Annotated in this window: 1 protein-coding gene; it reads right to left on the bottom strand. The window is 40.2% G+C overall.

The window, feature by feature from the left end:
• Positions 1–36: 36 nt before the first annotated feature.
• A partial coding sequence (locus RG959_RS24960) for a putative glycoside hydrolase (protein ID WP_342799382.1) occupies positions 37–234 on the bottom strand: 198 nt, incomplete at its 5' end.

The raw sequence follows: 234 nt of genomic DNA, 5'->3' as shown, positions 1-234 counted from the left end.
CTTATACGGTTCTTTATCTGGAACTTCAATACCAAACTAAGAAGTCCAATGGCTAGGATTAATCATAGAGGAGATGACATCCACGTTGTCAGAATTTTTGGAGAAGTTTTGCCCAATGCCTGGTGCTTCTTCAATCGTTGCAGCATAACCGAAAATATCAACAGCCACATCCACATCATAATTGGACATTTCTTCCTTTGCATAAGCAACAAAGTCTGTCACTGCTTGTACACG

This window comes from Domibacillus sp. 8LH, from assembly GCF_038806185.1.
Classification (GTDB): Bacteria; Bacillota; Bacilli; order Bacillales; family Domibacillaceae; genus Domibacillus; species Domibacillus indicus_A.
The sequence above is the reverse complement of the archived record's forward strand: the minus strand, read 5'-3'. Positions and strand labels throughout refer to the sequence as shown.